The 23,273-nt window shown below is 71.1% G+C and carries 16 protein-coding genes and 1 pseudogene; 13 read left to right on the top strand and 4 right to left on the bottom strand.

Annotated elements, in window-relative coordinates:
* Nucleotides 1–26 precede the first annotated feature (26 nt).
* Nucleotides 27–281, top strand: coding sequence for a DUF3040 domain-containing protein (locus tag ACWEQG_RS38015; RefSeq protein ID WP_363467748.1), 255 nt, complete (start codon nucleotides 27–29; stop codon nucleotides 279–281).
* A gap of 27 nt (nucleotides 282–308) precedes the next feature.
* Here ACWEQG_RS38015 and ACWEQG_RS38010 read toward each other — a convergent pair whose 3' ends face one another.
* Nucleotides 309–1,931, bottom strand: a complete 1,623-nt coding sequence (locus ACWEQG_RS38010; protein WP_452292355.1) for a penicillin-binding transpeptidase domain-containing protein — start codon at nucleotides 1,929–1,931, stop codon at nucleotides 309–311.
* A 60-nt stretch (nucleotides 1,932–1,991) separates the two neighbouring features.
* Complete coding sequence (locus ACWEQG_RS38005; RefSeq protein WP_363467752.1) at nucleotides 1,992–2,654, bottom strand: lysophospholipid acyltransferase family protein; 663 nt, start codon at nucleotides 2,652–2,654, stop codon at nucleotides 1,992–1,994.
* A gap of 137 nt (nucleotides 2,655–2,791) precedes the next feature.
* Here ACWEQG_RS38005 and ACWEQG_RS38000 point away from each other — a divergent pair, with 137 nt between their 5' ends.
* The 10 genes and pseudogenes from ACWEQG_RS38000 (at nucleotide 2,792) to ACWEQG_RS37955 (ending at nucleotide 14,914) form a co-directional block, all read left to right on the top strand.
* Complete coding sequence (locus tag ACWEQG_RS38000; protein ID WP_363467755.1) at nucleotides 2,792–3,349, top strand: TetR/AcrR family transcriptional regulator; 558 nt, start codon at nucleotides 2,792–2,794, stop codon at nucleotides 3,347–3,349.
* Nucleotides 3,350–3,378: 29 nt separating this feature from the next.
* Nucleotides 3,379–3,963 carry a DUF4865 family protein gene (locus tag ACWEQG_RS37995; protein WP_452292394.1) on the top strand — a complete coding sequence of 195 codons (585 nt, stop codon included), beginning with the start codon at nucleotides 3,379–3,381 and terminating at the stop codon, nucleotides 3,961–3,963.
* A 268-nt stretch (nucleotides 3,964–4,231) separates the two neighbouring features.
* Nucleotides 4,232–4,768, top strand: a complete 537-nt coding sequence (locus ACWEQG_RS37990) for a GNAT family N-acetyltransferase (RefSeq protein WP_452292353.1) — start codon at nucleotides 4,232–4,234, stop codon at nucleotides 4,766–4,768.
* Nucleotides 4,769–4,773: 5 nt separating this feature from the next.
* Nucleotides 4,774–5,781 carry an NAD-dependent epimerase/dehydratase family protein gene (locus tag ACWEQG_RS37985; RefSeq protein WP_452292351.1) on the top strand — a complete coding sequence of 336 codons (1,008 nt, stop codon included), beginning with the start codon at nucleotides 4,774–4,776 and terminating at the stop codon, nucleotides 5,779–5,781.
* Nucleotides 5,778–6,530, top strand: a complete 753-nt coding sequence (locus ACWEQG_RS37980) for a sulfite exporter TauE/SafE family protein (RefSeq protein ID WP_452292349.1) — start codon at nucleotides 5,778–5,780, stop codon at nucleotides 6,528–6,530. The genes ACWEQG_RS37985 and ACWEQG_RS37980 overlap by 4 nt, the downstream gene beginning before the upstream one ends.
* Nucleotides 6,531–6,592: 62 nt before the next feature.
* Nucleotides 6,593–7,249 carry a maleylpyruvate isomerase N-terminal domain-containing protein gene (locus tag ACWEQG_RS37975; protein WP_452292347.1) on the top strand — a complete coding sequence of 219 codons (657 nt, stop codon included), beginning with the start codon at nucleotides 6,593–6,595 and terminating at the stop codon, nucleotides 7,247–7,249.
* An 89-nt stretch (nucleotides 7,250–7,338) separates the two neighbouring features.
* A pseudogene (locus ACWEQG_RS37970) lies at nucleotides 7,339–7,891 on the top strand (ABC transporter ATP-binding protein); the annotation flags it as partial.
* A 359-nt stretch (nucleotides 7,892–8,250) separates the two neighbouring features.
* Nucleotides 8,251–9,606 (top strand): SWIM zinc finger family protein, encoded by a 1,356-nt coding sequence (locus ACWEQG_RS37965; RefSeq protein ID WP_452292345.1) that lies wholly within the window; start codon nucleotides 8,251–8,253, stop codon nucleotides 9,604–9,606.
* Nucleotides 9,603–12,266: a DUF7824 domain-containing protein gene (locus tag ACWEQG_RS37960; RefSeq protein ID WP_452292344.1), complete on the top strand. Its 2,664-nt coding sequence runs from the start codon at nucleotides 9,603–9,605 to the stop codon at nucleotides 12,264–12,266. The genes ACWEQG_RS37965 and ACWEQG_RS37960 overlap by 4 nt, the downstream gene beginning before the upstream one ends.
* Nucleotides 12,263–14,914: a DUF7824 domain-containing protein gene (locus ACWEQG_RS37955; RefSeq protein WP_452292342.1), complete on the top strand. Its 2,652-nt coding sequence runs from the start codon at nucleotides 12,263–12,265 to the stop codon at nucleotides 14,912–14,914. The genes ACWEQG_RS37960 and ACWEQG_RS37955 overlap by 4 nt, the downstream gene beginning before the upstream one ends.
* Nucleotides 14,915–14,995: 81 nt before the next feature.
* Here ACWEQG_RS37955 and ACWEQG_RS37950 read toward each other — a convergent pair whose 3' ends face one another.
* Complete coding sequence (locus ACWEQG_RS37950; RefSeq protein ID WP_452292340.1) at nucleotides 14,996–15,172, bottom strand: hypothetical protein; 177 nt, start codon at nucleotides 15,170–15,172, stop codon at nucleotides 14,996–14,998.
* A gap of 911 nt (nucleotides 15,173–16,083) precedes the next feature.
* On the opposite strand from ACWEQG_RS37950, the gene ACWEQG_RS37945 reads away from it, so the two are divergent.
* Together ACWEQG_RS37945 and rpoB are read left to right on the top strand one after the other, a co-directional pair.
* A complete protein-coding gene (locus ACWEQG_RS37945) occupies nucleotides 16,084–19,026 on the top strand; it encodes an immunoglobulin-like domain-containing protein (protein ID WP_452292338.1) in 2,943 nt (980 codons plus the stop codon).
* 343 nt (nucleotides 19,027–19,369) lie between these two features.
* Nucleotides 19,370–22,819: a DNA-directed RNA polymerase subunit beta gene (gene rpoB / locus ACWEQG_RS37940; RefSeq protein WP_452292337.1), complete on the top strand. Its 3,450-nt coding sequence runs from the start codon at nucleotides 19,370–19,372 to the stop codon at nucleotides 22,817–22,819.
* Between the two features lie 15 nt (nucleotides 22,820–22,834).
* Here rpoB and ACWEQG_RS37935 read toward each other — a convergent pair whose 3' ends face one another.
* Nucleotides 22,835–23,059, bottom strand: coding sequence for an SAM-dependent methyltransferase (locus tag ACWEQG_RS37935; RefSeq protein ID WP_452292335.1), 225 nt, complete (start codon nucleotides 23,057–23,059; stop codon nucleotides 22,835–22,837).
* Nucleotides 23,060–23,273: the final 214 nt, after the last annotated feature.

The raw sequence follows: 23,273 nt of genomic DNA, 5'->3' as shown, positions 1-23,273 counted from the left end.
ACCTTGCGTTCTGGGAGTGTTGCGCGATGGCCTGGTCGCAGGACGAAGAGCGGATGCTGGCGATGATCGAGCGGCACCTCACGGACGAGGATCCGAAGCTCGCGGCCAGGCTCGAGTCGTTCAACCACCGTGCGGAGCGTGGACGGCAGGAGCGGGCCTCCGGCCGCCGGCCGGGCCGCTCGACCGTGATCATCGCGGTGAGCTGGCTGCTCATCGCCACGTTGATCGCGACATTGCTGGTCATGGCCCTGCGGCACGACGCGGCCGCTCTCCCCGTGTAGCGCCGGCGTCATCTCACTCGCGCGGGGTCAGGACAGGCCCTTGAGGAAGCGCGCGGCGACCGGCGCGGCCACGCCGCCGCCCATGCCGCCCGCCTCCACGACGACGGCGAAGGCCAGGTCGCCGCGATACCCGATGAACCACGCGTGCGAGTCGAGTTCAGGCCCGGTGCCGAACTCGGCGGTCCCGGTCTTGCCCGCCGTCCCCGCGGGCAGCCCGGCGGCGTGGGCGGTGCCCTTGGTGACGACCGCTCTCATCATCGACCGCAGGCCCGTGACGACGTCGCCCGGCAGTTCCCTGGGAGCGGCCTTCTGCTTCAGCGAGGGGACCAGTGTGGGCGGCCGCCAGGAGCCGTCGGCCACCGCCGCGGCCACGGTCGCCATCACCAGGGGACTGGCGGTGATCCTGCCCTGCCCGAACGACTCCGCGGCCAGGTCGGCGTCGCTGGTGGCCTTCGGCATGCTGCCGGCGGTCGCCGGGACGCCGATGCGCAGCGGCTGGTTGAAGCCCAGGTCCGTCGCCAGGTCGTACAGCTTGGCCGCGCCCAGCTTGTCGGCGGCGAGCGGGGCGAACGTGGTGTTGCAGGAGTGGGCGTAGGAGTCGAGGAACGACAGCGACCCGAACGCCTCGTGGTCGGAGTTGCGGATCTTCAGCCCGCCGACGACCGCCTCCTTCGGGCAGGTCACGCGGCTCGACGGGGTGAGTCCCTCGGCCAGCAGCCCGGCAGCGGTGATCGTCTTGAACGTGGACCCGGGAGCGTACTTGCCGTCCAGTGCGCGGTTGAACCCGCCCTTGTTGTTGACGACGGCGAGGATCTCGCCGGTCGAGGGCCTGACCGCGACGAGCGACGCGGGCTTGTCCAGGTCGCGCACCGCGTCGGCGGCGGCGCCCTGCACCTTGAGGTCGAGGCTGGTCCGCAGGTCCTTGCCGGGGGAGCCCTCGACGGCGTGCAGGGTCTCGCGGCTCTCGCCCACCACCTGGATCTCGGTGGTGGGCGTGCCGGCGAGCTGCTTCTGGAACGTCTCCTGCAGGCCGCCGCGGCCCACAGCGTCGCCCTTCTTGTAGGCGGCGCCCAGCTTCTCGACGTCCTTGTCCGTCGCCTTGTCCAGGAAGCCGACCAGTTGCTGCACCGAGCCGCCCACGTCGCCGCCGTCGATGCGGCCGCCGCCGGCGCCGGTGATGGCGGCCCGCTGCGGCCATGACGTCTTGAGCGCCAGGTGGTTGGTCCCGTCGAGCGCGGGGTGGACCGCGGCCGGCGACCAGTCGACCTTCCAGTAGTGGTCCTTGACCACCAGCTTCAGCGAGCCCCGGTAGGTCCAGTCGCCGACGTTCTTCACGGTGGCCGTGGCGGTGTAGGACGCGGTCGCCCTGTCGTCCTTCGCCGCGCCGGCCCGCACGTCGCGGACGGAGACCTTCGCCACCGCGAGGTTCTTGGTGAGCTCGGCGTACGCCGCGTCGAAGCCGGGGGCGGGAGCGGCCAGCTCGGCCTTCATCGCCGCGAGGTCGCCCCGCGACCAGGCCGCGGTGAACCGCGCAGCGGTCTCCTGCGGCGTGCCGCGTGTGTGCAGCACGTAGTAGGCGCCGCCGGCGGCGGCCCCCACCAGCACGACGGCCACGGCGGCCGAGATCGCGACAGTACGTCCTCGCGGCACGTGCACCCCCAATGACGGCCTTGCGGTCGGGACCAGAGCCTAGCGGGGCCAAATCGTTATTTACACTCCTGTTTCCCCGGCGCTCTTGACGCTGGCGCCGTACCGGGGGACGTACTCCTGGCCGGACAGGCGCTGGATCGCGGCCATGACCTCGTCGGTCACCCGCCGCCGGTCCCGGGCGTTGCCCGCGTCGCCGGTGAAGATCAGCGGCTCTCCGAACCGCACGCCGATGCTGTGCAGGCGCGGCACCGACGCGCCGGGCGGCAGCACCTTCTCGGTGCCCAGCATGGCGACGGGCACGATCGGGGCGCCGGTGGTCAGCGTGAGCCAGGCCACGCCGACCTTCCCCCGATAGAGACGGCCGTCGGGGGAGCGGGTGCCCTCGGGATAGATGCCGAACAACTCGCCGGCCTTCAGCACCTCCACCGCGGCGTCGAGCATGTCCTGGGCGGCGGTGACGTTCTCGCGGTCGATCTCCATCGCCCCCATCGAGCGCATCCATGCCGCCACGACGGGGTTGCCGGTGAAGTACTCCTTCTTCGCCACGAACCGCACCATCCGCGGCACCACGGCCGGCATGAAGAACGAGTCGAGGACGGACAGGTGGTTGGAGGCGAGGATCGCGGGCCCGTGCGCGGGAACGTGCTCGAGTCCTTCCGTCCGCGGCCGCCACAGCGCGTGCATGACGGGAACGCTGACGAGCTTCAGGGCGGGGTAGAGCACGGCCTCTCCTTCTCCGGTCCGACGCACATACCCTAGGGCGACCTGACCCCCGCACAGGTGTAGGGCCCCTGCAACGGGGCCCTTCGTGTTTTGTGCGGCTTCACCATGGCCCGTCTGTACCTACTAGTATGTACGGCATGAGCACATCGGACCGCCTGATCGAGAGCACCCGCGAACTGCTGTGGGAGCGCGGCTACGTCGGGACCAGCCCACGGGCCATCCAGCAGCGGGCGGGAGCCGGGCAGGGCAGCATGTACCACCACTTCTCCGGCAAGCCTGACCTCGCGCTGGCCGCGATCGGCCGTACGGCGGAGGAGATGCGCGCCGGGGTGGAGGAGATCCTGGGCGGCCCGGGCACGGCCGTCGAGCGGGTGTCGGCCTACCTGCGGCGCGAGCGGGAGGTGCTGCGGGGCTGTCCGATCGGCCGACTCACCCAGGACCCCGAGATCATGGCCGATCCGGCGCTGCGGCGGCCGCTGGAGGAGACGTTCGGGTGGCTGCGCGACCGGCTCGCGGCGGTGCTGGCCGAGGGCCGCGACCGGGGCGAGCTCGACGCGGGCCTCGATCCCGCGCGGACCGCCGCGACGGTCGTTGCGGTGCTGCAGGGCGGCTACGTCCTGGCCCGCGCGGCCGGTTCGCCCGAGCCGTTCCACCAGGCCGTCGACGGGGTGCTCGCCCTGTTGTCCCGCGCCTGAGCGCACAAGGAGAACCGCCCGTGTACGCGATGCAGTACGAGATCACTCTGCCCGCCGACTACGACATGACGATCATCCGGGAGCGGGTGGCCACCCGCGGCCACGCCCTCGACGACCGGCCCGGACTCGGGCTCAAGGCCTACCTGGTCCGCGAGCGCGGCGCCGCCGGCTCCCCGGTCAACCAGTACGCGCCGTTCTACCTCTGGAACGACGCCGGGAGGATGGGCGAGTTCCTGGTCGGCGGGGGCGGCTTCCAGGGCATCGTCGCCGACTTCGGCCGCCCGGCCGTGCGGCACTGGACGGGGCTGGCCGTCGAGGCGGGCCCGGCCAGGGGGACGGCGCCCCGCGCGGCGTCGCGGCGGCTGGTCTCGCTGCCCCACTCGGCCGACCTGACGGAGCAGGTGGCGGCCGCCCTCACCGGACTGCGTGAGCTGGGCGGCGAGGGCGGCCTGCACACCGCGGCCCTCGCCGTGGACCCTCACGACTGGCGGCTGATGACGTTCGCGCTGTGGGAGCGGGAGGCGCCGGGCCTCCACGGAGACGCCGAGCGCTACGAGGTGCTGCACCTGTCCGCGCCCGGCCTGACGAGCCTGCCCGCGGGCCGGACCTGGTGACGGCCCCGGAACGAGACGACGCCCCGCGAGACCGAGTCTCGCGGGGCGTCCACGTCGAGGGCCGATGTGGCGGTCGCCTCCTCGGCGAGATGCACAACACGGCTCCAGCCGAACGGTATTCCGTGAAGGCGGTGATTGCGGCCCGGGGGACACAAACCACATCGGCCATGAACGACTCTAGCCGACTTCCGCCCCTGCTTTCTCCCGCCCCCCGCATCGGGGTCCGTCATCAGCGCCCCAAGAAGCCCGCGTGCACTATCGTCGGCGGGTGACGAATTCGATCAATACTGCACGCCTGGTGCTGCGGCGGTGGCGCGAGGAGGACAAGGAGCCGTTCGCGGCGCTGAACGCCGATCCGGTCGTCATGGAGCACTTCCCGGCCACGCTGTCCCGCGAGGAGAGCGACGCGCTCGCCGAGCGCGCCGACGCCGGGTTCGACGAGCGCGGGTTCGGCTGGTGGGCGGTCGAGGCGGACGGGAAGTTCATCGGCTTCACCGGACTGCAGGTCCCCAGGTTCACCGCGCACTTCACGCCGTGCGTGGAGATCGGCTGGCGTCTCGCCCGCTCCGCCTGGGGGCATGGGTACGCCTCGGAGGCGGCACGGGCGTCGCTGGAGGACGGGTTCGGCCGCCTCGGCCTGACCGAGATCGTCTCGTTCACGGCGGTGCCCAACGTCCGCTCGCAGGCCGTGATGCGGAGGATCGGGATGACCCACGACCCCGCGGGGGACTTCGACCACCCCGTGCTCCCCGAGGGACACCCGCTGCGCCGGCACGTCCTGTACCGCGTCCGCAGGCAGGGGTGAGCGCCATGCGACTGCTGGTGCTGGGCGGCACGACGTTCGTCGGCAGGTGGGTGGTCACGGCCGCGGTGGAGCGCGGCTGGCACGTGACCACGTTCACCCGCGGGCTGGCCGGATGGGCCCACCCCGCGGCCGAGGCGGTGACCGGCGATCGGCTGCGCCCGGCCGACCTCGCCCCGCTCGCGGAGAGCCGGTGGGACGCAGTGGTGGACACCTGGGCCGGCGCGCCCCGGGTCGTACGGGACAGCGCCCGCGCGCTCGCCGGGAGCGCGGACAGGTACGTGTACGTTTCCAGCAGGGCGGTGTACGCCCCTCCGATGCCTGCCGGCCTGAACGAGGACTGGCCCACGGTCGAGGCGTCGGCGGACGCCGAGGACGTCGACTACGCCCCCAACAAGCGGGGCGGCGAGATCGCGGTGGAGCAGGCCTTCGGCGACCGCGCCGTGCTGGCCAGGGCCGGGCTGATCCTCGGCCCGCATGAGCTTCCCGGGCAGCTGCCGCACTGGCTGCTGCGGGCCGCGCGGGGTGGGGAGATGCTCGCCCCCGGCCCGGCCGCCCAGCCGTTCCGCTACGTGGACGTGCGGGACCTCGCGGCCTGGCTCCTCGACGCGGCCGAGGGCGGCGTGCGGGGTCCGGTCAACCTGGTAAACCCGGAGGGGCACTGCACGACCCGCGACCTGCTGGAGTCCGCGGTCGCGGTCACCGGCGGGCTCGCCGAGCCGGTGTGGGTCGAGCCCGACGCGATCGAGGCCGCCGGGATCGACCGCTGGGCGGCGCTGCCGGGATGGATCCCGCCCGGGCCCGCGCTGGCGGGGCTCATCCGGACCGACGTCGGCCGGGCCGTGGCCACGGGGCTGCGGTGCCGCCCGGTGGTGGAGACCGTCGCCGACACCTGGGCGTGGCTGAGCGGGTCCGGGGAGGTTCCCGCGTTCCCGCCAGGGCTCGACCCGGCCGAGGAGCGTGCCGTGATCGACGCCTGGCGGCGCTCGGCGCGCGGGACCCACGCCGGGGCGTGACCGGCGTCGGGGACCTCGCGCTGCTGGCCGCCGCCGGGGTCCTCGCCGGGCTGGTCGGCACCGCGGGCGGCATCACCTCCCTCATCTCCTATCCGGCGCTGCTCGCGGCGGGCCTTCCCGCACTCGCGGCGAACGTGGCCAACATCGTCGCGCTCGTGGCCTGCTGGCCCGGCTCGGCCCTCGCCTCACGGCCCGAGTTGCGCGGGAAGGGGCCCTGGCTGCGGCGGTGGCTGCCGCTGTCGGCGCTCGGCGGGGCGGCGGGGTCGGCGTTGCTGCTGTCCACCCCGCCCGGTGTCTTCGCCCGCGTCGTGCCCTTCCTCGTGGCCGCGGGTTCGCTGGCGCTGCTCGCGCAGCCCCGGCTCGCCGTACGTCACGAGCGGCGTGGTACCGCGGACGCCGTCCTCCTGCTCGGGCTGACCGCCCTGTCGGTCTACAACGGATACTTCGGCGCGGGATCGGGGGTGATGATCCTCGCCCTCCTTCTGGTGACCTCCGAGCCGACGCTGCCCGCCGCCAACGCCCTGAAGAACATGCTGCTCGGCGCCGGCGCCCTGGTCTCCGCCGCCGGGTTCGCCGTCTTCGGGCCCGTCGACTGGGCGGCCGTCGCCCCTCTCGCGGCGGGCCTGTTCGCCGGGTCCACGCTCGGTCCCCGGGTCACCCGGCGCCTGCCGGCCGGGCTGCTGCGCTGGCTGGTCGCCCTGATCGGCCTCGGCCTGGCGGTCCGCCTGTGGGTCGCGCCGGGCGGCTGATCGCCGAGTCGCCGGTCGACGTAGGTGGCGGGCCCGTCGCGCCGCGCACTACCGTGCCGAATGTGGATCTCTTCACGCGCTCGTGGACGGCATTGCGCAGGGTGGTCGCCGAACTACCGGACGAGGACTTCGCGCGGCCGTCCGGCTGTGCCGGCTGGCTCGTACGGGACCTGGTGTGCCATCTGGTGATCGACGCCCAGGACGTCCTGATCACCCTCGTGACCCCGGCCGGCACCGAACCGACCCGCGACGCGATCACCTACTGGGACGTCGCCCGAACGCCGCCGAGCGGCGACGACCCGCTCGACGCGCTGATCGTCCGGCTGGCCGCCGCCTACGAGGAGCCCCGGCTGCTCAAGTTCCACCTCGACGACGTCGGCTCCGCCGCGGGCCGCGCCGCCGAACTCGCCGACCCGGACCTCCGGGTCGGCACCCGCGGGGAGGTCCTCACCGCGGGCGACTACCTTTCGGCGTACGTCCTGGAGTGGACGCTGCACCACCTGGACCTGGTCGCGCACCTGCCGCACGCTCCGGAGCCGCCCGCAGAGGGACTCGCCCGGTCCCGCGAGATGCTCGAGAAGATCGCCGCGAGTGCCTTCCCCGCGTCGTTCTCGGACAAAGACGCGCTGCTGGCCGGCACGGGACGGCGTGCGCCGACCGCCGCGGAGCAGGCGGAACTGGGCGAGCTGGCCGCGAGACTGCCGATGGTCCTCGGCTGACCTGATCAGCGCACGCGGACCCGGCGTATCAGCGGCCGCGTCAGCACGGCGACGGCCCGGTGTCAGGGCGGCCGGAGATCGTGGACGCCATGAACGGATCAGCCATCACGGCCTCGGGGCTGCGAAAGGCATACAGAGACAAGATCGTGCTCGACGGCGTCGACCTGGATGTCCGGACCGGCACTGTCTTCGCCCTGCTCGGGCCCAACGGCGCGGGGAAGACGACGACGGTGAACGTGCTGACCACGTTGCTGACCCCCGACGCCGGCAAAGCGGTCGTCGCCGGCACGACGTGGTCACGGAGACCAGGGCGGTGCGCGCGGCCATCGGGGTCACCGGGCAGTTCGCCGCGGTGGACGACCTGCTCACCGGCGAGGAGAACCTCCTGCTGATGGCGGATCTCCTGCACCTGCCCAAGGAGGTAGAGCGGTCGCCCGCCGGTTGCTCGACCGGTTCAACCTGGCCGAAGCGGCGGGCAGACCGGCGGCGTCCTACTCCGGCGGCATGCGCCGCAAGCTGGACCTCGCCATGACGCTGGTCGGCAAGCCGCAGGTCATCTTCCTGGACGAGCCCACGACCGGGCTCGACCCGCGCAGCCGCCGCACCATGTGGGAGATCATCCGGGAACTGGTCGCGGACGGCACTCACGCCGTCCGGCAGCACCTTGCGCAGCCTGGACACCAACGCCTGTAAGGCGTTGGCCTCGTCCGCGGGTGGCCGTCGCCCCCAGATCCAGTCCACCAGCCGCGTACGCGTGACGATCCGGCCGGGTTCGAGGGCGAGCGCGGCGAGCAGTGCGCGCAGCCGAATCCCGGGAACCTCCACCACGGCCCCATCACCGTTCCGGACCTCGAACGGCCCGAGCAATCCGACTCGCACGTCAGCAATTGTGCCGAGCCGACGACGTGTACGGCCCAGGCCGGCCGGGACGCCTCGTCAGGCCCGGCATGATCGCCGTCAGGCCGGCGGAATGTCGGTCATGATCTGTAGCGTCCCGGGCCATGGCTGATGCGGTGCTGGCGTACTCCTATGCGCGTTCCTCCGGGCTCGACCTGTCCTCAGGTCAGCTCGACCTGTCCACCTCCGGGGGCGTGACCCCCAGCGGGCCTGCCTGCCACCCCGCGTTCTTCAGCGGCCTGCTGACCCGGGCGGCGCCGGCGGCGGCCGGGCTGCTCGGGGTCGCCGACGTGGCCAGGGCCCGCTACTACGACGCCCGGCCCACCGGGATCGTTCGTGATCCGGTGGTGACGTGCAACGGTGACCGATTGCGCTTCGAGTCCTTCTCCGCCTGCGGCGGCGTCTACGCCCGGCTGGATGTCCTGCAGCAGGCGCTCGACGGCGAGGTCGTCGAGCTCGGCACCACCAACGTGGACGTCAACGACCCGCTGCGGCGGGCGCTGGTCCGGGTCGGCGGGAACGACCCTCTGCATCTGCGGGTAGGCGTCGAGGAACTGGTGGCCACCACGCTCGACGGCGCGGTGGTGGAGAAGAAGGTGCCGCTGCCGACGCGGTGGGTGCGGGGCTTCGCCGAGGTGCAGGTCATCGCCTCCGGGTTCGACCTGCGCGCGGAGCTGCCCGGGCCGGAGGCGGTGCGATTCCTGCGGTCGCTGCCCAGGCGCGGGGTGCTGTGGGCGGTGCCCGCCGGCCGGTCGCTGCGGCTGTCGGCCCGTCCTGCGGCGGGCGCGGTCTGCCTGCCCGGCCCCGATCGGCTGGCCACCCTGCTGCCTCTGCTGCGCTTCGCCGACGGGCTGCGGGTGTACGGCCCGGCCGTCCCGGCGCACGGGCTTGCGGTCGCGAGCGCCTGGGAGCTGGAGCTGCCCGGCATGCGCTACGTGTTGACCCTGTCGCCGGAGCCGCGCAGGGGATTTTCGGGGGAGGGCGCGGTGCTGGACGACCTGGCCACCGCGCACGCGGAGGAGGACGCCGACCTGGTCGGTGCGATGCTGGCGTTCGAGCCGCGCCTGGACGCCGATCTGCTGGCGGACCGGTGCGGGCTGCCCAGGGACCGGGTCCGCGCCGCGCTGACCCAGCTCGGTACGGCGGGCCGGGTCGGCTACGACGTGGCCGAGGCGGCGCACTTCCATCGGGAGCTGCCCTACGACCCGGGCCGGGTGGCAACGATGAATCCCCGGCTCAAGGCGGCCCGGGACCTGGTGAAGCGAGGAGCCGTCCGGTTCACCGCTCCCGACACCGCGGTGGTGGGGGAGCGGCGGGTCCGGCTGACCCCGGGCGGCCCGGTCTGCACGTGCCCCTGGTACGCCGACTTCCGAGGCAGCCGCGGCCCGTGCAAGCACGTGCTGGCGGCCCAGCAGGTGCGCGACCAGGCCCAGACGGACCCGAAGGACGGCACGCGGTGAATCCCTGGAAGGAGGTGACCGCCCGTATCGACGCGGGCGATGCCAGGAAGCTGGCGCCGTTCCTGGTGACGCTCGACGAGCACGGCCGGCGGGCGGTCGCCGATCGGCTGCCCGGATATCTGTCCGAGCGGCTGGCCAAGGGGTGGGAGGGCCAGCGCTGGGCGCAGGACCGGACGGACGCGTTCCGAATCGCGGGGGCGGCCTGCCTGAGGGGGGCCGCGCAGGTCGCGGCATGGCTGAACCGGCGGGACCTGCGCTGGGTGCGCGAGCCCGAGGCCGACGCCGCCCGGATCCTGGCCCTGATCGGGGACCGGCCGGCCGCATGGCGCGAAGATCTGGCCGTTCGCCTGGTGGAGCGGTTGCGGCCGCCGTCGGGGTCCGCGTCAGGGCTGATGGAAAACGGTGTGCCGGGGTGGGATCTGGCCGCGGGCCTGGTGCTGGAGACGGGCATCGAGCCGCCGGACAACGACGCGTTCACCGCCGGCTGGCTGTGGCGGCTGGTCAGGCGGCACTGGATGAACCAGGGCACGCCCGACGCGCTCGCCGGGGACCCACTGCTCGGGCACCTGCTGCCCCGGGCGTTCCGGGCCGGAGGCGCCGCCCAGGCGTTGACCTGGGACGTCGGATGGAACGAAGACAGGGGTGTCGTCGCCGCGCTGGTCACGCTCGCGGGGCAGGGCCGGGTGCCGCGGCAGGTGCTCGTCAGCGGGTGTGTGGAACGGTTCCTGGCGGGCGGGGAGGCTGGCGAAATCGCCCCGTTCGTGACCCTGTGGCGGGGTCTGCGGCCCGAGCCGGGGGAGATTCCCGCCGTCGAGTTCGTCCGGCTGCTGCCGTCGGCCGCGTCGCCGTTCGTCCAGCTCGCGCTGGAGGAGCTGGGCCGGCTCGACGAGGCGGGCCTGCTGGGTGACGAGCCGTTCGCCGAGGCGGTCGCGGCGCTGGCGTTCCGGCCGGAGAAGAAGTACGTCACGGCCGCGTTGCGCTGGATCGCAGGCGCGGCGCCGTCCAGGGCCGACGGCGTGCTGCCGGCACTGGCGGCCGTGTTCGACCAGGACACTCCCGCGCTGCGGGACCGGGCCGTGCGGCTGGCGGTCAATTTCGCTCCGCACGCCTCCCGCCCGGCCCTGGACATGGTCCGCACGGCGGCCTGCTGGCTTCCCGCCGACCTGCGCGAGAAGATCGCGGCGGTCGCCGGTCCAGTGGAGGCCGCCGAGCCGCCGACAGTAGCCCCGGCCACCCTTGCGGTGAACCCGCTGCCCGCCCTGCCGCCCCTGCTCACCTCGCCGGAGGACCTGGCCTGGGAACTCGAGACGCTGCGGTGGCCGGACGAGCCGCCGCAGTTCGAGCGCATACTCGCCGCGCTGGTCGAACTGACCCACCGCGACCGGGACGCCGTGGCACAGGCACTGCGGCCGGGGTCGCACAAGCACTGGCGGCAGCCGTTCGACCCGACCACCTACGTGTACGGCATGAGCGGCTTCGATCGGAGCACCCACGCGCTGATGAGCCGGTGCGCGCTGGCGGTCGTCGCGCCCGCCGACAGCAGGAAGCTGTCGGCCCTGCTGGCGGACTACCGGCGTGGCCGGCCTGACCATGACTCGCCGATCCAGCTGCTGGTGCAGCGCCGGCTGCGGGAAGTCATGGAGATGCTGGAGGCGGGCCGCAGCGTGCCGGTGCTGCTGGCCACACCGACCTCCCCCACCGGCCACGTCGACGCGGAGACGCTGATCGAGCGGATGGAGCGGCTGGAGGGCGCCGAGCCGCTTCAGGCCGACTTCCACCAGGCGCTGCTGCGGCTGCCGCGCGAGATCGACCCGAGGGCCGCCGTACGAGCCGAAGGGCTGACCTCGCGGGCGGGCCGGACGCTGGCGGAGTGGCTGCGGCGGGGCGGGCTGCCCGACCCCGAGGTGACCGTCGGCATCGAGACGGTGCAGCGGCCGTACGCGCACTGGAACACCAGCCCGGACCACTACATCAGCGTGCGGGAGATGTCCGTGCGGATCGCGCCGCCGGCCGGTGTTCCCGAGCCCGTCGCCGAGCTCTGCACGGGGCCGGCGACGGGCCTGTACGGCGCGGGGGAGACGGTGTGGTGGCCGGCCGTCATGCCCTCCCACAGGGAGGTCGTCGCCGCCCACCTGCTGGAGACCCTGACCCTCGACATCGACAGCTCTGGCGGCGGGGGCGAGGTCCTCGCGGCGCTGGTTCACGGTGACGGCCCGGTCGGAGCGGCCACCGCGAGCGCGCTCGCCGTCGGGATGGGGAACAAGCACCCCGCACAGCGGGGCGCGGCCGTCGACGCCCTCGTCACCCTGACGGCGCGCGGGCAGTTGCCCGCCGCCGATCTCGGTCAGGCCGTCGCGCGGCTGGTCGACGCCGGTCTGGTCAAGCTCAACCGGATCACCGCCGCCCTGGACGAGGCGACCGCGGCGGGCGCGCACGCGGCTGTGTGGCGTGTTCTCCTCACGGCACTGCCGCCCCTGCTTCCGCGCACAGGGGACAAGCCCCGTGCCGGGCTGGGGGAGGTGCTCGCGGTCGCGGTCAAGGCGGCCGCCCTCAGCGGGGAACGTGCCGGGATTCCCGGGCTGGCCGAGGTGGCGGCGCGCGGGGGATCCAGCCGGCTGGTCCAGGAGGCCCGCCGTCTTCAGCAGCAGGTGAGCCGGTGAGCTTCTGGGCTGCGATCGTGAAGCGGGCCGGGCAGCCGGGCGGGTTGCCGGGCCGTATCAGGGCCGCGGATGCGGAAGGCGCCGCCGATCTACTGGAGCGGGCGGATGACGAGGCAAGGCGCGCGCTGGCCGGGCGCCTGCGGACGTTCGCCGCACAGGGCGGGCTCGGGAGAGGCTGGTGGGACGGTCCGCCGCATGACCCGCAGGCGCCCGCGCTGCGTGTGGCCGGCGCGGCCTGTTTCGACGACGCGGCCGAGGTGGCATATTGGCTGACCCTCCCCGACCTGTGGTTGTTCGACGGGCACGACGACGACGCGCGCCGCATCGCCAGGGTGGTGCGCGGCCGGTCGACGCGGTGGCGGGCGGAACTCGTCCGCCGGCTGGCGGACGAGGACGCGTGGAGGGACGAGGCCGATGGGGGACGGGCGCACCGGCTGTCGGCGTGGTATCCGGCCGCCCGCCTGGTGGCGGAAACCGGCATCGAGCCGCCCGGCCATTCCGCCTTCGTGCTCGGCTGGCTGTATGCCGTGGCCGACTCCGGTGGCGGTGTCACCGATGAGCGGCTGACCCGTCATCTGGCCGGAAGCCTGCTGCGCAGCCGGGGTCTGGCGGCGCGGCTGCGGGGAACGGGAGACCTGGTTCCCGCATGGGCCGCCGCCGTGGCGCACCAGGCGGGCGACGGCGTCCTGGAGCGCGGCACGTTGCTGGAGGGCTGCGCAGGCGCGTTCTTCGACGGTGAGAGCCGGCCGTTCACCGACCTCTACTCCGCCCTGCGGCCGAGCCCGCGGGAGATCCCTGTCAGGGATCTGGCGCGGCTGGTGCCCACCGCCACGGGACCGGTCGTCCAGCTCGCGGTGAGCGAGCTGCGGCGCGCGGACGACGCCGGGCTGCTCTCGGACGAGCTGTTCGCCGAAGCGACCAAGACACTGATGTTCCGTCCGGAGAAGAAAATCGTCCGTGCGGCCCTCACCTGGGCGCAGGCCGGCGCCCGTGGCAGGCGGGAGCGGACCGGCGCCGCTCTGCGAGCATTCGCCGCGGCCTTCGGCAGCGCTCACCGTGACATCGCCGAACGCGCCGTCGCGGCGGCGTCACGGCTGGCCGGCCACTCGGACGAAGACGGTCATGCGGCCGTCCGCGCGGCGGCGGACGCCCTTCCCGCCGACCTGCGGGACCGGTTGACCCCGGCCTTTCACCTGGACGGGCGGCCGGTTCCCGCGCCGGCCGCCCTGCCGGCCCCACCGGCAGAGGAGGCTGAGCCGGTCCCTGCCGTCGAGTCGCCCGAGGAACTCGCCGAACTGGCCGTCACCGCGCGGGACCCGTTGACAGTCGAACGCCTGCTCGCCGGGCTGGTGGCGCTCGTCCACCGCGACCGCGAGGCGGTTCGCGCGGTCGTCGAGCCGGTGCTCCGCGCGAGTTACCCGTTCCTGCTCGACGTCGAGCTCGCCGCCCACGGCATCGGCGGGATGAACGACGACCCGCATCTGCTGACGATGCGCGCCGTGCTCGCCGCGGTGGCACCCGATGCCGGTAGAAAACTCCGCGGCCTGGTGAAGTTCTACCCCTTCCGCGACTGGGACCCGGCTCCCGACGTCCTCGTCGTGACACGCCTGCGGGAGATCGCCCGCGAGCTCGAAACCGCGCAGGTGCCGGTACTGCTGGCCACGCCCACCGTCACGTCCGGGCACATCGACCCGATGACCCTGGTCAAGCGTATGGAGCGGCTGGAAGCGGCCTGCGCCGAGCCCTTGGAAGCCGACTTCCAGCAGGCGCTCCTGCGGCTACCGCGGACGATCCCCCCGGCGGCGGTCGCCCGGGCCGGGACGCTGACATCGACCGCGGGGCGGAAGCTGGCGGCGTGGCTGCGGCGGGGCGGGCTCGCCGACCCGGTGATCGGCCACCGGGTCGTGCGGCTGCATCCCCATGAAGGCTCCGCCACGATCGTGACGCGGATCTTCCCCGCCGTGCGGTCTCGCGATGATGACCTGCCGGACCTCGTCCGGCGCATGTGCGTCGTCGATCCCGCCGATGCGGTGAACACCGCCTCCCAGACGATGGGCTGGTGGCCCCTGCTCATGCCGTCCCACCGGGAGGTGATCACCGCCTGGATCCTGCCGCGACTGCCCCCGCTGATCAGATCCCGCCGGGCCGACCTGGCGCCGCTGTACCGGCTGGCCTGCGGCCAGGGGCCGGTCGGCGCGGTGACCGCCGCCGCACTCGCCCACGGCCTTGCCTGTGAGGACGACGGCGCGCGGGGCATCGCGGTCGACGCGCTGCTGGTCCACGCCGCCCACGGCGACCTGAACGGTGGCGACCTCGGAGGATTCCTGGCCGTGCTCGTCGCGGCGGACACGGCCAGGCTCGGCCGCGCTGTCCCCGCGCTCGCGGACGCTCTTGCGGCCGATGCGCACGCCCAGGTCTGGGACGCCGTCGCACGCATGCTCACCGAGCTCCTCCCCGAAGCGGGGGAGCGACCCCGCACCGGCACGACCGACCTGCTCATCGTCGCCGCGACGGCCGCCTCCCTCACCGGCGCCCGCCTACGGATCCCACGGCTGGCCGCGGTCGCGCAGCGGACCGGCGGCAGCGCCTTCGTCAAACAGGCCCGGCGCCTCAACGCGCTGATCACCCCAGAGGAGGAGACGGCATGAGCCCGCGGGTGGAGGTTCGCTCATCCTGCCCGGCGTGGAGTGGCTCCGCGCAGGTCTCGCCGTCAAAAGCTTCGGTGACTCTCACTGCGGGCGAACGGCGATCGATTCGGCGGAGAGCGTGACCTCGACGGTGATGCGCGGCAACACGATCGTCTCGGTCCCGGCCGCAGTGAGTACCGGACCAGCACCAGACTGGCCGCAGGCGCACAACGACGCGAGCACAGCGATGACGATCCAACGCGATCTCTGCATGTCCAAGGGACGCGCCACGGGCCTGGAGGGTTCATCCAGTACCGCGCTGTGGTGCCTTCTCGGGGTGTCGGAATCGGAATCAGACGGTTTCCCGACGGGCCTCCTCACGTCGCGCCCTGGAACGGCAACCCCTTCAATGGGATAACAGGCGGGTACGGACGCAAACGCGTCCTCCTCGCCGAGTGAGGCGGGTCAACGCGCGAAATCAGGGTCAAAGTCCGTTTTCGGGTGTCGTTGCCAAGATGCCCGGTGGCGGCCAGGCCAAGGTGACCTGGCGTACGAGCAGGGGAGCGCCCGGCTTGTTGTCGGCGACCCCGTCCCCGAATTCCCGGGCCGGGCGTACTTCGCGGTCCGGCGAGGCCGAGGTCGCGGTGAACAAGCTCATGACCGAGCGGGGGTTTGCGAGGCCGCGTGTCCTCTCCAGGCCTTCGCCGAGCGCGGTACCGCGGACTCCGAGGCCTCGCCCAGACAGCCGCTCCACTCGTCGCTCCAGCCGGCCGTGTCGGCTCAAGCGGTCATGCGGTGAGCAGCAGGAAGCCGGCAACCAGCATCGGGTGAGAGCTTTATCCAGGCCTCACGTAGCTTTCATCAGTCCACTGACAAAGTTTACTGATGTTAGCGCTATCTTTCACTGGGGCTGGAGGTTAGGGTCTGCATTCAAGACCCGGACACCTGCGACATATAGCCCCATCCACCCCAGTTCACGCCACCCCCCACACTCCACAGCGAGGTGAACCTTTGTCTGTGCTGCCCTCGTCTCGTCAGAGCGCTCAACGAGGCCTGATCCTGCCGGGCCTTGCCGGCACGCTGACCACCCTTTCGGGCTTCGCCTGCCCCGCGCGTGGGTCCGGCCCCGCCCCTGACCGGGCCGTGCCCCACGTGTCCACAGCGAGCGGATCGAGGAGGATCAATTGAGAATGCGACAGCAAAGGTCGCGTCACAGGCTGAGTCGCAAGGGTAGAGGTGTCGCGGGCCTGGCACTGGGCGCGCTTCTCTCGGTCTCGTTCGCGGCGACGCCCTCGCAGGCTGCCGAGGAGACGCTGAACGAGGGCCTGGTGCACCACTTCGCCCTCGACGAGACCGGTGGGACGACGCTGGTCAACTCGGGTAGCGCGGGCTCGGCGGCGAACGCCATGCTCGTGCATCCGGAAAAGGCGACCTTGACCGGCGAAGGAGTCAGATTCAACCCCGACTCCTACGAAAGCGCCCTCGACGGTGCGTACGTGGCGCTGCCGAACAATCTCACCGCCGGCATGTCGAACCTCACCGTCGACTATGACGTGTGGATCGACCCGGCGAACGTCGGCGAGCACCAGATGTGGAGCTTCGGCGCGAAATCCGGCTCGTGCGACGTCGACACCGGCGCCCAGGGCTCCATCTTCGCGTCGAACACCCAGCGGTTCCGCGTCGCGGTGGGTTCGGCGAACCTCCAGCAGAACCGGGTCCGCATGCCCGAGGGAGCGTGGACGCACGTCACCTACACGCAGTCACTGAACGCGAACGGTACGAGCTGGACCGGCAGTCTTTACCTCGACGGCGTGCTGCACGCGACGTCGACGAACCTGACCACGCCGCCGTCGGTGAACGCCGCGGGGACCAACTGCAACTTCCTCGCTCGCTCGCAGACGTCGGGCCACTACTCATTCCGCGGAACGCTCCGGGACTTCCGGGTCTACGACCGGGCAGTGAGCCTCGACGAGACACTCGCCCTGGCGAACAAGACCGTCTCCGACGGCGTTCGCGCCGACGCCGCCGCCATCGACCTCGGCCTGACCAGTGCGATCGTGCACGACATCGTTCTGCCCAAGGTGGGCTCAGTGGCGGGCTCGGCCATCACGTGGACGAGTTCGGACCCGTCGGTCGTCGAGGTCTACACCCCGCCGGCCCTCCCCAGCGCACGCAAGGTCGCGGTGACCGGCAAGATCACCCGACCCGCGAAGGGGCAGCCCGACGCGAAGGCCACGCTCACGGCGACTGTCCGCAAGGGCGCCCAGGAGGTCGCCACACGGGAGATCCCCGTCGTGGTGAAGGCCGAGTTCGACGACGCGCAGGCGGTCGACCGGGACACGTTCGACCTGTCCCTGTACGCCACCGACGACGTGCGCGGAAACATCAACCTCCCGGCAACCGGCGAGTTCGGATCCACGATCACCTGGAAGTCGAGCACCGAACTCGTCACGCCGAAGGGTGAGGTGACCCGCCCGGCCTTCGGCCGTGCGGATGTCGAGGCCGTCCTGACGGCGACCATCACCAAGGGCTCGGCCTCGAAGACGAAGTCGTTCCCGGTGACCATCACCGCCAAGCCCCGTTCCGAGGAGTACGAGCGGTACTTCCTGGGGTACTTCAAGGGCGAGGGGATCGCCGACGGCGAGCAGATCATGTTCGCGACGTCCAACGGAAACACCGCTCTGGACTGGACCGGTCTGACCGGAGGCCGGCCGTCGCTCATCTCCCAGCTGGGCGACCAGGGCCTTCGTGACCCGCACATCGTCCGCTCACCCGACGGCGACACGTTCTACATGATCGCCACCGACCTGAACTGGTACGACCAGGGCGGATACGCCATCAACGACACCCAGTACATCGAGGTGTTCGAGTCGCACGACCTCGTGCATTGGACTCCTCAGCGGCACGTGAAAGTCGCGCCAGACAACGCGGGCAACGCCTTCGCGCCCGAGTCGCTGTGGGTCGAGGAGATCGGCGCCTACGTCGTGTTCTGGGCACAGTCGCTGTGGAACGACCCCGTGAACCGCACCGGTCAGGGCAACGCGCAGATGTGGTACGCCACGACGCGCGACTTCCAGACGTTCTCCGCTCCCAAGGTCTGGCAGAACCCGGCCCCTCTGTCGCGGATCGACACGACCGCGATCCGGGTCGGTGACCACTACTACCGCGTGACCAAGAACGAGGCCGGCAACCAGGGCTCGGACATCTTCTCGGAGAAGCACACCGACTTCCTGGACAGCAACATCAACAACTGGACGTTGGTCGCTCCGGCTCTGGGGCGCACGACGTGGGTCGCCAACCAGGGATACGAGGGGCCGATCGTCTTCAAGGCCAACCCTGGTGACACCTCCTGCCCCGGCCAGTTCTACCTCTGGGGTGACCGGTACACGAACGGTGGTGGATACCAGGCCGCGTGCCACGCCGACATCGAGGCTCCGACCTGGAACGCCAAGGCGATCACGATGACCAACGCGGGCGTCGCCCGTCCGCGTCACGGCACCGTGACCCCGATCACCCTCCGCGAGTGGAACGACATCCGCAAGATCCCGAACAGCGACGTCACGACCACCACTGAGGTGGCTGTCGAGCCGTACGCGAGCGGGGCCGAGACGACCACGGCCACCGCCACGGTCAAGGCGGCCGACGGTTTCGAGACCGGCGGTCAGGTGCGGTTCAGCGTCGGCTCGTGGTCGAAGCTCGCCTACCTGGAGGACGGCGCGGCCACGGTCACGCTGCCGGCGGGTCTGCCTGCGGGCACCCGGACGGTCAAGGCCGAGTACCTCGGCTTCGACTACCTGAAGGCGTCGGAAGCTGCGGCGTCATTCACGGTGCCGGTCACTCCGGAGCTCGCGCTGGCCGTGACCGCCACCGCCCGCTGCGTGGGCACCACGGCGTACGTGGCCGTGACCGCGGTCAACAACGCCGCCGTGCCGGCGAACGTGACGCTGACCACCCCCTACGGTTCGAAGGCCGTGGCCGACGTCGCCCAAGGCAAGCAGGCCTACCAGTCCTTCAGCACCAGGGCCGGGCAGATCGCCACGGGCAGTGCGACCGTGACGGCGACCGCGACGATCGATGGCCGGCAGGTCACCTCGACCTACAACCCCTCCTACACCGCCATCAACTGCGCCTAACCTAACCGGCCACCGCGCATTCCCGCTGCCTGGGCGGGTCGGCGAGCTCATCCTCGTCGGCCCGCCCAGTTGTCGTGGGGCACATCGGAACCCGGCCGCGACGCCGGTGGGCCAGCCGTCGACTAGCGAAATCGCGAGTTCGGCTTGACGAATTCCTCGCCGGCGTGGAATTCTGATTGCGGGATAGAGGTTGACTGGCTCGATATTGATGGACTTTCGTTTGCCTTTTGGTTTATGCTGCCCTTCCATCATGCTCGCCCTCGGCATCCCACTCCTTCGTTTTCGGCTGTGATGTCGTTCGGCGCGCGTGTCGTCAGTCCGCCATCCCCCGGAAGGACATCTGTTGGCAGCCTCGCGCAACGCCTCCGCCGTACCCGCCGGTCCCCGCCGCGTCTCCTTCGCGCGCATCCGGGAGCCGCTCGAAGTGCCCGACCTTCTCGCCCTGCAGACCGAGTCCTTCGACTGGCTGGTGGGGAACGAGAGATGGAAGGGCCGGGTCGAGGCGGCTCGCCAGGCCGGGCGCAAGGACATTCCGCCCCAATCAGGTCTCGAAGAGATCTTCGAGGAGATCAGTCCCATCGAGGACTTCTCCGGAACCATGTCCCTGTCGTTCCGGGACCACAGGTTCGAGCCGCCCAAGTACTCAGTCGATGAGTGCAAAGACAAGGACATGACCTACTCCGCCCCGATGTTCGTCACGGCGGAGTTCATCAATAACACCACAGGTGAGATCAAGAGCCAGACGGTGTTCATGGGCGACTTCCCGCTCATGACGTCGAAGGGCACGTTCATCGTCAACGGCACCGAGCGTGTCGTGGTCTCCCAGCTCGTGCGGTCGCCCGGGGTGTACTTCGAGCGGAATCCCGACAAGACCTCCGACAAGGACCTCTACGGGTGCAAGGTCATCCCCTCCAGGGGTGCCTGGCTGGAGTTCGAGATCGACAAGCGGGACAGCGTCGGCGTACGCGTCGACCGCAAGCGCAAGCAGCCGGTCACCGTGCTGCTCAAGGCGCTCGGCTGGACCAACGACCAGATTCTTGAGCGTTTCGGCCAGTACGAGTCGATGCGGGCGACCCTGGAGAAGGACCACACCTCCGGCCAGGACGATGCGCTGCTGGACATCTACCGCAAGCTGCGTCCGGGTGAGCCGCCGACCAAGGAGTCGGCGCAGGCGTTGCTGGAGAACCTGTACTTCAACCCGAAGCGCTACGACCTGGCCAAGGTCGGCCGCTACAAGATCAACAAGAAGCTGGGCGTCCAGGCCGACATCACCCAGGGCACGCTGACCGACGAGGACATCGTCGCCACCATCGAATACCTCGTGCGCCTGCACGCCGGCGAGGCCGATGTCGAGATCGACGACATCGACCACTTCGGCAACCGCCGTCTGCGCACGGTGGGCGAGCTGATCCAGAACCAGGTCCGGCTGGGCCTGGCCCGTATGGAGCGCGTCGTGCGCGAGCGCATGACGACGCAGGACGTCGAGGCGATCACGCCGCAGACCCTGATCAACATCCGCCCGGTCGTGGCGTCGATCAAGGAGTTCTTCGGCACCTCGCAGCTGTCGCAGTTCATGGACCACATCAACCCGCTCGCCGCCCTGACGCAGAAGCGGCGTCTGAACGCGCTGGGTCCCGGTGGTCTGTCGCGGGAGCGGGCCGGTTTCGAGGTTCGGGACGTGCACCCGTCCCACTACGGCCGGATGTGCCCGATCGAGTCGCCGGAGGGGCCGAACATCGGCCTGATCGGCTCGCTGGCCTCCTTCGGGCGGGTCAACGCCTTCGGTTTCGTCGAGACGCCCTATCGGAGGGTCGTCGACGGCAAGGTGACCGACGAGATCGACTACCTGACCGCGGACGAGGAGGACAAGTACGTCAAGGCGCAGGCCAACACGGCGCTGAACGCCGACGGCAGCTTCGCCGAGTCGCGCGTCCTGGTGCGTACGAAGGGTGGTGAGACCGAGCTCGCGCGTGCGGAGGAGATCGACTACATCGACGTGTCGCCGCGTCAGATGGTGTCGGTGGCGACGGCCATGATTCCGTTCCTGGAGCACGACGACGCCAACCGGGCGCTGATGGGTTCGAACATGCAGCGTCAGTCGGTGCCGCTGCTGAAGAGCGAGGCGCCGCTGGTCGGGACCGGTATGGAGTATCGTGCCGCGACCGATGCCGGTGATGTGATCACGGCCGAGAAGGCCGGCGTGGTGGAGGAGGTCTCGGCCGACTACATCACGGTGATGAACGACGACGGCACGCGGACGACCTACCGGGTGGCGAAGTTCAAGCGGTCCAACCAGGGCACGTGTTTCAACCAGAAGCCGATCGTGGCCGAAGGGGACCGGGTCGAGCAGGGTCAGGTCGTCGCCGACGGGCCGTGCACCGACAACGGTGAGATGGCGCTGGGCAAGAACCTGCTGGTCGCGTTCATGCCGTGGGAGGGCCACAACTACGAGGACGCGATCATCCTGTCCCAGCGTCTGGTGCAGGACGACGTGCTGTCGTCGATCCACATCGAAGAGCACGAGGTCGACGCCCGCGACACCAAGCTGGGCCCCGAGGAGATCACCCGCGACATCCCCAACGCCTCCGAGGACGCGCTGGCCGATCTCGACGAGCGCGGCATCATCCGGATCGGCGCCGAGGTGGAGACGGGCGACATCCTGGTGGGCAAGGTGACGCCCAAGGGTGAGACGGAGCTGACGCCCGAGGAGCGGCTGCTGCGTGCGATCTTCGGAGAGAAGGCGCGTGAGGTGCGTGACACCTCGCTGAAGGTGCCGCACGGTGAGTCCGGCAAGGTCATCGGGGTGCGCGTGTTCAGCCGCGAGGAGGGCGACGAGCTTCCTCCGGGCGTCAACGAGCTGGTCCGGGTGTACGTGGCGCAGAAGCGCAAGATCACCGATGGGGACAAGCTCGCCGGCCGTCACGGCAACAAGGGCGTCATCTCCAAGATCCTCCCGGTGGAGGACATGCCGTTCCTCGAGGACGGCACCCCGGTCGACATCATTCTCAACCCGCTGGGCGTCCCCGGGCGTATGAACGTCGGTCAGGTGCTGGAGACACACCTCGGGTGGATCGCGGCGCAGGGCTGGGACATCAGCGAGGTGCGGGAGGAGTGGGCCGAGCGCCTGCGCGAGAAGGACATCGACAGGGTCGAGCCCTGGACCAATGTCGCCACGCCGGTGTTCGACGGCGCCGGAGAACAGGAGATCATCGGTCTTCTGGGCAGCACTCTCGTCGACCGCGACGGCGACCGGATGGTGATGCCCAGTGGCAAGGCGCGGCTGTTCGACGGCCGTTCCGGCGAGCCGTTCCCGCACCCGATCTCGGTGGGCTACATCTACATCCTGAAGCTGCTGCACCTGGTCGACGACAAGATCCACGCTCGTTCGACCGGCCCGTACTCGATGATCACCCAGCAGCCGCTGGGTGGTAAGGCGCAGTTCGGCGGCCAGCGCTTCGGCGAGATGGAGGTGTGGGCCCTGGAGGCCTACGGCGCGGCGTACGCGCTGCAGGAGCTGCTGACGATCAAGTCCGACGACGTGCTGGGCCGCGTGAAGGTCTACGAGGCCATCGTCAAGGGCGAGAACATCCCCGAGGCGGGCATTCCCGAGTCCTTCAAGGTCCTCATCAAGGAAATGCAGTCGCTCTGCCTGAACGTCGAGGTTCTCTCCAGCGACGGCATGTCGATCGAGATGAGGGATACCGACGAGGACGTCTTCCGCGCGGCGGAGGAGCTCGGCATCGACCTGTCCCGGCGCCCCCACGAGGGCGCGATGACCGTCGACGACATCTGAGACAGGGCAGACCGGCTATGGGCAGCCGACCCGCACGCGAGGCCGGTCGCCCGGTGCGGGCCGCGCAGGGTTTCCTGCACGGCCCGCCGGTAGGCCTTGGCGGATCGGCGGGCTGTGCGCGACACGATCGGGAGGAGCGGTCAGCTCGATGAGCTTCTCGGCCGCCGCCCGGTCGACGGCGAAGTCGGTCTTGCCATCGAGGAGATGGTCGTAGATCCGGGCGACGCTGGGGACCGTCACGTCGATTCCTCGGGCGCCTGGGAAAGCGGCCCCGGTCCTCAGCGTTCCTTCTTGGGGGTGCCGGCGACCAGGATGTCGACCGGGCCGGTGGTCGCGGGGCGGGCGGTGACGGGGGCGGTGACGACCGGGTCGGCGATGAAGTCCCGCATCCAGTGGAAGCTGGCCTTCGGCGTGCGCACCTGGGTGTCGTAGTCCACGTGCACGATGCCGAACC

The sequence above is a fragment of the Microbispora sp. NPDC004025 genome (assembly GCF_053604425.1).
Note: the sequence above shows the minus strand (reverse complement) of the source record. Positions and strands in the feature narration are given on the sequence as shown.